Origin of the sequence: Bellilinea sp. (genome assembly GCF_034432615.1) — a bacterium.
GTDB lineage: Bacteria > Chloroflexota > Anaerolineae > Anaerolineales > Anaerolineaceae > Bellilinea.
Genome location: NZ_DAOUBL010000301.1, coordinates 1 through 6,831, shown reverse-complemented (window position 1 = coordinate 6,831; position 6,831 = coordinate 1). Strand labels below are relative to the sequence as shown.

The window sequence follows — 6,831 nt, the reverse complement described above, 5'->3', positions numbered from 1 at the left end:
ATCGCCTGAGCTGCTTTAAGGGCCTGTTCGGCAGCCAAACGAGCAGCAAACGGGGTACTCTTGCGGGAACCCTTGAACCCGGCCGAACCGGCGCTTGCCCAGCAGACAGCATTGCCCTGCTGGTCCGTTACCGTCACAATCGTATTATTAAACGATGCATAAATATGTACCTGCGCTGAGGACAGCGTACGCTTCACCTTTCGGGGAGTACTTGACCGGCGCGCTGATCTTACATTTTGTGCCATATTTCCTCGCTATCAACCTCGATTTCTTTCAGAGTACAGCGTTTTGATATAACCGGTTAGGGTCAGGCTGACCAGCCGCGGGGGCGGGAAGGTACCCCAGATCAGCCCTTCCCATAACCGGATTATTTCTTGGTTGCTCCACGGCGGCGGCCGCGTCCCGCCACAGTCTTCTTGGGGCCTTTGCGTGTACGGGCGTTCGTGCGCGTTCGCTGCCCACGAACTGGCAGGTTACGGCGATGGCGCAGACCGCGGTAGCACCCGATTTCGATCAGGCGCTTGATGTTCATCTGCACCTCGCGCCGCAGGTCGCCTTCTACTTTATAGTTTTGGGCAATGTAATCACGCAAAAGGTTTACATCCGTTTCACTCAGGTCTTTGACCCGCGTATCCGGATTGACTTTTGTATCCGCCAGGATCTTGCGTGCCCGAGTCGGGCCGATCCCATAAATATAGGTCAGTGCAACTTCAACGCGCTTGTTGCGTGGTAGATCAACACCTTCAATTCTCGCCATGCCTCATTACCCCTGTCGCTGCTTATGCTTTGGGTTTTCACAAATGACGTACAACTTACCGCTGCGCCGCACAATCTTGCACTTTGCGCATCGCTTGCGAATGGATGGTGAAACTCTCATGATTGATTACTCCTCATCATTCCTTACTTCAACAGCCAAAGTTTCAATTATACCTGATTTCTACCATTTCGTCCAGGTTTGCTGCCATCTTTCAAAAGAGTCAGGATTCGTGGACCATTTTCTGTGATCGCTACTGTGTGCTCAAAATGAGCAGCGGGCAATCCATTGCGCGAAACTACCGTCCATTGATCATCCAGAACCCGCGTCGCCGGTGAGCCGATCAGAACCATCGGTTCCAAAGCAATGGTCATGCCCACCCGCAACAACATGCCACGCCCCGGCGTGCCGTAATTCGGCACCTGGGGTCCTTCGTGCATTTGCCGTCCAACACCATGACCGGTATATTCACGGGTAACATGGAAACCATGACTTTCCACATATTGCTGAATTGCCGCAGAAACATCACCAACCCGGTTTCCGGCTACCAGTTTTTCAATGCCGACATACAGCACCGCTTCGGTGACTTCCAGCAATTTTTGAACCTCTGGTGAAACCTCACCAATTGCAAAGGTAATCGCCGAATCGGCTACGAAACCTTCATATACCGTGCCGCAGTCCACCGAAACGATATCCCCTTCGCGCAATTTGCGGCGCGGACTGGGAATGCCGTGAACCAGTTCTTCGTTGACACTGATGGTCGTGCTGGCAGGATAAGGATACGGCCCAGGATAGTTCAAAAATGGAGAATAAACTCCGTATTTCTTCAAAACCTCTTCGGCAGCCGCATTCAGATCGGCCGTAGAAACACCAGGGCGAGCGACATCACGCGCTGCTTGCAGGGCTTCGGCATTGATCTGCCCGGCTATGCGCATGATCTCCAATTCCTGAGGAGATTTAATCGTGATCTGGCGTTCCCACGTCATTGTATTACCACCTGTTAGGCAATCGCTTCCATCAATTGACGGGTTACCTCTTCAATCGGTAAAGTCCCATCAATTTCCACCAGCAATCCAGCCCGCCGGTAATGTTCAATCAACGGGCTGGTTTGTTCCAAGTAAACTTTGATCCGCTTCTCCACCGTTGCCGGCTGGTCATCTTCGCGCTGGTACAACTCCCCACCGTCATCATCACAGATTCCGGCTTTTTTTGGTGGGTTGTACACGCTGTGATATACCTTGCCGCACGTCCGGCAGGTCCAGCGGCCGCTCAAGCGTTCAATCAACACCTCGGCTGGCACCGAAATGTATGGGACGCTCACCACTTTCCCGTCCAGATCGTCCAACATGGCGCTCAAGGCCTCGGCTTGGGCTGGGGTTCGCGGAAAACCATCCAGAATGGCACCATTGGCGCAGTCGGGGCGGCTGAGCCGCTCGCGAATCATTGCAATGGTGACATCATCCGGCACCAGCTCACCGCGGTTCATGTAAACCTGAGCCAGTTTTCCTAAATCGGTTTGATTCTTCAGGTTTTCACGGAAGATATCCCCGGAAGAGATGTGCGCCAATCCGGTTTTTTCTGCCAAAACCTGTGCCTGTGTGCCTTTTCCCGCGCCGGGAGGGCCGAGGAGTACGATAAAGCGTCCCATCCGATTATCCCTTGATTAGATTTTCATCGTAACCGTGTAACTTGAGCTCGGTTTCGATGATGGTGAAGGTATCCCGCACCACACCAACCACGATCAGCAAGCCGGCCGCCGAAATGAGAAACAAACCGGCATTGCGCGCCGAAGCCGGCAAGAAAGCATGCATGATGTAGGGAAGTACTGCCACAAAGCCGAGGAAAAACGCTCCCGGCAGGGTGATTCGCCGTTGAACCTTGGTCAGGTACTTTTGGGTGGCAGGCCCCCGCAGGACACCCGGAATTTGAGCGCCCTGCCGCTTGAGGGTTTCACCGTAATTCTGTTGAGCAAAGAGAACATCCGTATAGAAAAAGGTGAACGCCACCACCATCAAGAAGTACATCACCGCATACCACGCTCCCTGCCCGCTGAAGGTATTGTAAATACCGCTGGCAAGGCTGGCTACCCACGGTGTTTGGGAATTGATGAAGTAACTGGCCACAATTGCCGGAAAGAGCAAGATAGATTGTGCAAAAATCAACGGGATCATACCGGCCATGTTTATCATCAACGGCAGATTGCTGCGTACCGGCATGGACATGCGGTTACCCACTCGCCGTCCGGGGAACAGCACCGGCACATTGCGGCGTCCTTGTTGCACGAAGACAATCGCAAAGATGACCAGCACCAGCACAACCAGAATCAGCAGAGTCAGCCACCATGCATTTTGACGGTCACTCCATAGACTGATCAGGTTGGATGGAATGCCTGCCACGATGCCGGAAAAGATGATGAGCGAAAGACCCTGCTTGGGAATGCCATATTCGGAGATCAACTGCCCCAGCCAGATACCCAGCATCGTGCCGGCCATCATGCTGATCAGGGTCGTCAGGGTTGGCAGCAAAGAGGCTCCCGTGAAACCGTAGGTGTAGCTCAACACCGTTTGACCCGTTTGTCCGGCAAGCGAGTTGAAGATGTTAATTTGACCAATAGCCGAAAGCAATGCCATCGGCACGGTCAGAATAATCGTCCATTTTTCCATCCATTTCTGACCTTCGCGGGGGTTTTCCTTCATCTTCCGCTCCAGCGCCGGAATGATTGGCACCAGCAGTTGCAGAATAATCTGCGCCGTGATGTAAGGATAAACCCCCATTGCCAGAATGGAGAACCGTGAAATCGTACCACCAGAAAGCAGATCCAGCAGGCCAAACAGCGTACCCGCTGCTCCGGGTGCCTGAACGATGCCTCGAATCACTTCGCGGTCAATTCCCGGCACGGGAATATTGGCTGCCAGCCGATAAAGCACCAGCAGCAGCAAAGTGATTAAAAGCTTCTTACGAATATCTTCCGATTTCCATAAATAACGCCATGCTGACCGCTTCATGCGTTGGTCTCCTTAACTCCAGCCTCTCAGGCGATGATTTCCACAGAACCGCCAGCGGCTTCGATTTTGGCCTGTGCACCTTTGCTCACCCGTTGCACCCGCACCTTCAGGGGGATATTCAATTCCCCATTGCCAAGAATGACAACCGGGTTATTGGGCTTGTGAAGTAAATTCTTCTCCGCCAGCGTTTGTGGAGTAACTTCCATGTTGGCTTCAAACTTCGCTGCCAGTTGACTGAGGTTGACTTCGTTGTATTCAACCTGCACGGGAGGGGTAAAGCCCTCCCCGCGCATGAACGGCAGACGGCGGTAGAACGGCAGGTTACCGCCCTGGCGGTACAGATGCCCGCCTTCACCGGAGCGGGAGCCCTGGCCTTTGGTACCGCGGCCGCTGGTTTTACCTTTACCGGCGGAAATACCCCGCCCAACGCGTTTGCGGTCTTTTCTGGCGCCTTCGTTTGGCTTCAGATCATTCAATTTCATTGCTCTACCTGCTCTTCGATTTTTACAAGATGATTGACTTTCCGCAGCATTCCTCGCAGGGTCGGCGTATCCTCATGAATCACCGTCTGGTTGAGACGGCGCAGACCCAGCGCACGAATGGTCGCTTTATGTTGCTCCGAATAACCGATTGCGCTTTTCACCCAGGTGATGCGCAGCATCTTGGGAGATTGCTTTTTCTCAGCCATTCTTCCTCCGTTCCCAGAAGGGCAGCAAATCCTTGGCGGGTTTACCGCGTTTTGCCGCTTCCTCTTCGGGCGATTTCAGCTGGCTCAGTGCATCAAAGGTGGCTTTCACCACATTCAGCACATTGGCGCTGCCCATTGATTTGGTTAAAATATCCCGAATACCGGCAGCTTCCAATACTGCGCGCACCCCACCCGCGGCAATAACGCCCGTACCTGCAGAAGCCGGTTTGAGCAGCACTTTTGCCCCGGATGTTTTGCCGATGACCTCATGCGGGATGGTTGTCCCGATCATGGGCACAGGCCGCATGTTTTTATGAGCCCGTTCGGTGGCTTTACGCATGGCATCCGGCACCGCATTGGCTTTACCAACACCCAAACCGACATTCCCATGATTATCACCAGCCACCACCGTCACCCGAAACTGGAAGCGGCGGCCGCCTTTGACAACTTTTGCCACGCGGGCAATTTCAATGACCCGCTCGTCGTATTGTTGTTCGTAAGTTGAGTATTCCATCATCTCCATAGTCAGGCCTCTTTCATTGCTTTCGGTTCAGCCTAGAACTCCAGGCCAGACTCACGGGCAGCTTCGGCCAGTGCCTTAACCCGGCCGATGTAACGAAAACCGCCCCGGTCGAACACCACACGGGTGATGCCCTTTTCTTTGGCGCGCTTGGCAACCAGTTCACCCACCAGCCGGGCCTGTTCGGTTTTGGTTTTACCTTCCACCTTGCCCCGTAACTCGTGATCAATGGTGGATGCTGCTGCCAGCGTTTGCCCGGCTTCATCATCAATCACCTGTGCATAGGTTTCGGCCAGGCTGCGGAAAACTGCCAGACGCGGACGATCCGGCGTGCCGCTCAGGTGCTTGCGCACGCGGCGATGGCGGCGAATTCTCGCTTCAGAACGACTTAATTTAGCCATGAGCACTCACCTATTTCTTGCCTTTACCGGCTTTGCCGGCTTTTCGGCGGATTTTTTCACCAAGATAGTGAATCCCTTTCCCATGATAGGGTTCGGGTGGTCGAATTTTACGGATATCGGCAGCAACCTGCCCCACCAACTCCCGGTTGTATCCCATTACTTTGATCTGGCGTGTTTTGGTATCCACATCAAAGGAGATACCCGCCGGGGGTTCAACAATGACCGGATGGGAATATCCCACAAACAGCTTCAGGTTTTGGCCATCCATTTCGGCGCGATAACCCACACCATCAATTTCCAGCACCTTGGTAAACCCTTCGCTGACTCCGGTTACCATATTCTGGATTAATGCTCGGGTCATTCCATGCAGCGCCCGCACTTGCGGCTCTTCAGATGAGCGGCTGACGGCGATTTGTCCATTCTCGAATTTAATGGAAATCACCGGCGAAAATTCGCGTTGCAATTCACCCTTCGGGCCTTTGATGTGCACCGAAGAGCCATCCACTGTCACCTGAACATTTGCAGGAACAACCACCGGTAAGCGACCAATACGAGACACGTCTATATACCTCCTTTACGCTTTCCGGCCTACCAGACCTTGCACAGGATTTCACCGCCAACATTGAGTTGGCGCGCGCGCTGTCCGGTCATCACACCCTTGGGTGTGGAGAGAATAGCAACACCCAAACCAGAAAGCACCCAGGGAATATCCTGTTTACGGGTGTAAATGCGTCGGCCCGGACGGCTCACCCGCTCCAATCCGGTAATGACCGGACGGCGTTGGCGGCGTTCGCCCACGTACTTCAAACGAATGCGCAGAGTCTGCTCGTGAGGTTTTTCACCGCTCACAACTTCATACGATTCGATGAAACCCTCTTCCTTCAATACCCGGGCAATTTCTGCCTTGAGTTTGGTGCTTGGCATAGCGACCACCACCTGACCATTCATGATGGCGTTGCGCATGCGGGTTAACATATCAGCAATTGGATCATTCACACTCATGCCTACCTCCGGCCTGGAACTACCAGGATGACTTGGTTACGCCGGGGATCTTCCCTTCAAGAGCGAGCTCCCGGAAGCAAATTCGGCACAGCCCAAAACGACGCAGGTAACCTCGCGGGCGTCCACAACGTTTGCAACGATTACGCACCTGAACGGCGTACTTGCGGCGTTGTTCACGATACATCATACATTTCTTTGCCATACTAATCCTTCCTGAAAGGCATCCCAAGCAATTGCAGCAATTTGACAGCCTGATCATCGGTTGGTGCTGTAGTTACAATGGTAATTTCCATTCCGCGTACCTTATCCACCTTGTCGTACTCGATTTCCGGGAAGATGATCTGTTCCCGCAAACCCAGCGTGTAATTTCCGCGTCCATCAAACGCCTCTGCCGAAACACCGCGAAAATCACGCACCCGAGGAAGCACAATGTTCATCAAACGGTCGAGGAATGACCACAT

The 6,831-nt window shown here is 53.4% G+C and carries 14 protein-coding genes; all 14 read right to left on the bottom strand.

Annotated elements, in window-relative coordinates; translation table 11 throughout:
* Positions 1-245 (bottom strand): 30S ribosomal protein S11 (gene rpsK / locus VAE48_RS13690; RefSeq protein WP_322793888.1); only part of this gene is annotated, 245 nt, incomplete at its 3' end.
* Between the two features lie 122 nt (positions 246-367).
* Positions 368-757 carry a 30S ribosomal protein S13 gene (rpsM, locus tag VAE48_RS13685; protein ID WP_322793887.1) on the bottom strand — a complete coding sequence of 130 codons (390 nt, stop codon included), beginning with the start codon at positions 755-757 and terminating at the stop codon, positions 368-370.
* 6 nt (positions 758-763) lie between these two features.
* Positions 764-877 carry a 50S ribosomal protein L36 gene (rpmJ, locus tag VAE48_RS13680; protein WP_322793886.1) on the bottom strand — a complete coding sequence of 38 codons (114 nt, stop codon included), beginning with the start codon at positions 875-877 and terminating at the stop codon, positions 764-766.
* A 47-nt stretch (positions 878-924) separates the two neighbouring features.
* On the bottom strand, positions 925-1,740 hold the full coding sequence (gene map / locus VAE48_RS13675) for a type I methionyl aminopeptidase (RefSeq protein WP_322793885.1): 816 nt from the start codon (positions 1,738-1,740) through the stop codon (positions 925-927).
* A 14-nt stretch (positions 1,741-1,754) separates the two neighbouring features.
* Entirely contained in the window at positions 1,755-2,402 is a 648-nt protein-coding gene (locus VAE48_RS13670; protein ID WP_322793884.1) for an adenylate kinase, read from the bottom strand.
* Between the two features lie 4 nt (positions 2,403-2,406).
* Positions 2,407-3,759 carry a preprotein translocase subunit SecY gene (gene secY / locus VAE48_RS13665; RefSeq protein ID WP_322793883.1) on the bottom strand — a complete coding sequence of 451 codons (1,353 nt, stop codon included), beginning with the start codon at positions 3,757-3,759 and terminating at the stop codon, positions 2,407-2,409.
* 26 nt (positions 3,760-3,785) lie between these two features.
* On the bottom strand, positions 3,786-4,241 hold the full coding sequence (rplO, locus tag VAE48_RS13660) for a 50S ribosomal protein L15 (protein ID WP_322793882.1): 456 nt from the start codon (positions 4,239-4,241) through the stop codon (positions 3,786-3,788).
* Entirely contained in the window at positions 4,238-4,420 is a 183-nt protein-coding gene (gene rpmD / locus VAE48_RS13655; RefSeq protein ID WP_211261486.1) for a 50S ribosomal protein L30, read from the bottom strand. Before rpmD ends, rplO begins: the two co-directional genes overlap by 4 nt.
* Before the next feature lie 19 nt (positions 4,421-4,439).
* Positions 4,440-4,964 (bottom strand): 30S ribosomal protein S5, encoded by a 525-nt coding sequence (gene rpsE / locus VAE48_RS13650; protein ID WP_322793881.1) that lies wholly within the window; start codon positions 4,962-4,964, stop codon positions 4,440-4,442.
* A gap of 38 nt (positions 4,965-5,002) precedes the next feature.
* Positions 5,003-5,368, bottom strand: coding sequence for a 50S ribosomal protein L18 (gene rplR / locus VAE48_RS13645; protein ID WP_322793880.1), 366 nt, complete (start codon positions 5,366-5,368; stop codon positions 5,003-5,005).
* 10 nt (positions 5,369-5,378) lie between these two features.
* Positions 5,379-5,927, bottom strand: a complete 549-nt coding sequence (rplF, locus tag VAE48_RS13640; RefSeq protein ID WP_322793879.1) for a 50S ribosomal protein L6 — start codon at positions 5,925-5,927, stop codon at positions 5,379-5,381.
* A 29-nt stretch (positions 5,928-5,956) separates the two neighbouring features.
* Entirely contained in the window at positions 5,957-6,370 is a 414-nt protein-coding gene (gene rpsH, locus VAE48_RS13635; RefSeq protein ID WP_061915305.1) for a 30S ribosomal protein S8, read from the bottom strand.
* Between the two features lie 19 nt (positions 6,371-6,389).
* Positions 6,390-6,572 carry a type Z 30S ribosomal protein S14 gene (locus VAE48_RS13630; protein WP_082149015.1) on the bottom strand — a complete coding sequence of 61 codons (183 nt, stop codon included), beginning with the start codon at positions 6,570-6,572 and terminating at the stop codon, positions 6,390-6,392.
* Between the two features lies 1 nt (position 6,573).
* The coding region (rpl5, locus tag VAE48_RS13625) for a large ribosomal subunit protein uL5 (protein ID WP_416181052.1) at positions 6,574-6,831 on the bottom strand (258 nt) is incomplete at its 5' end.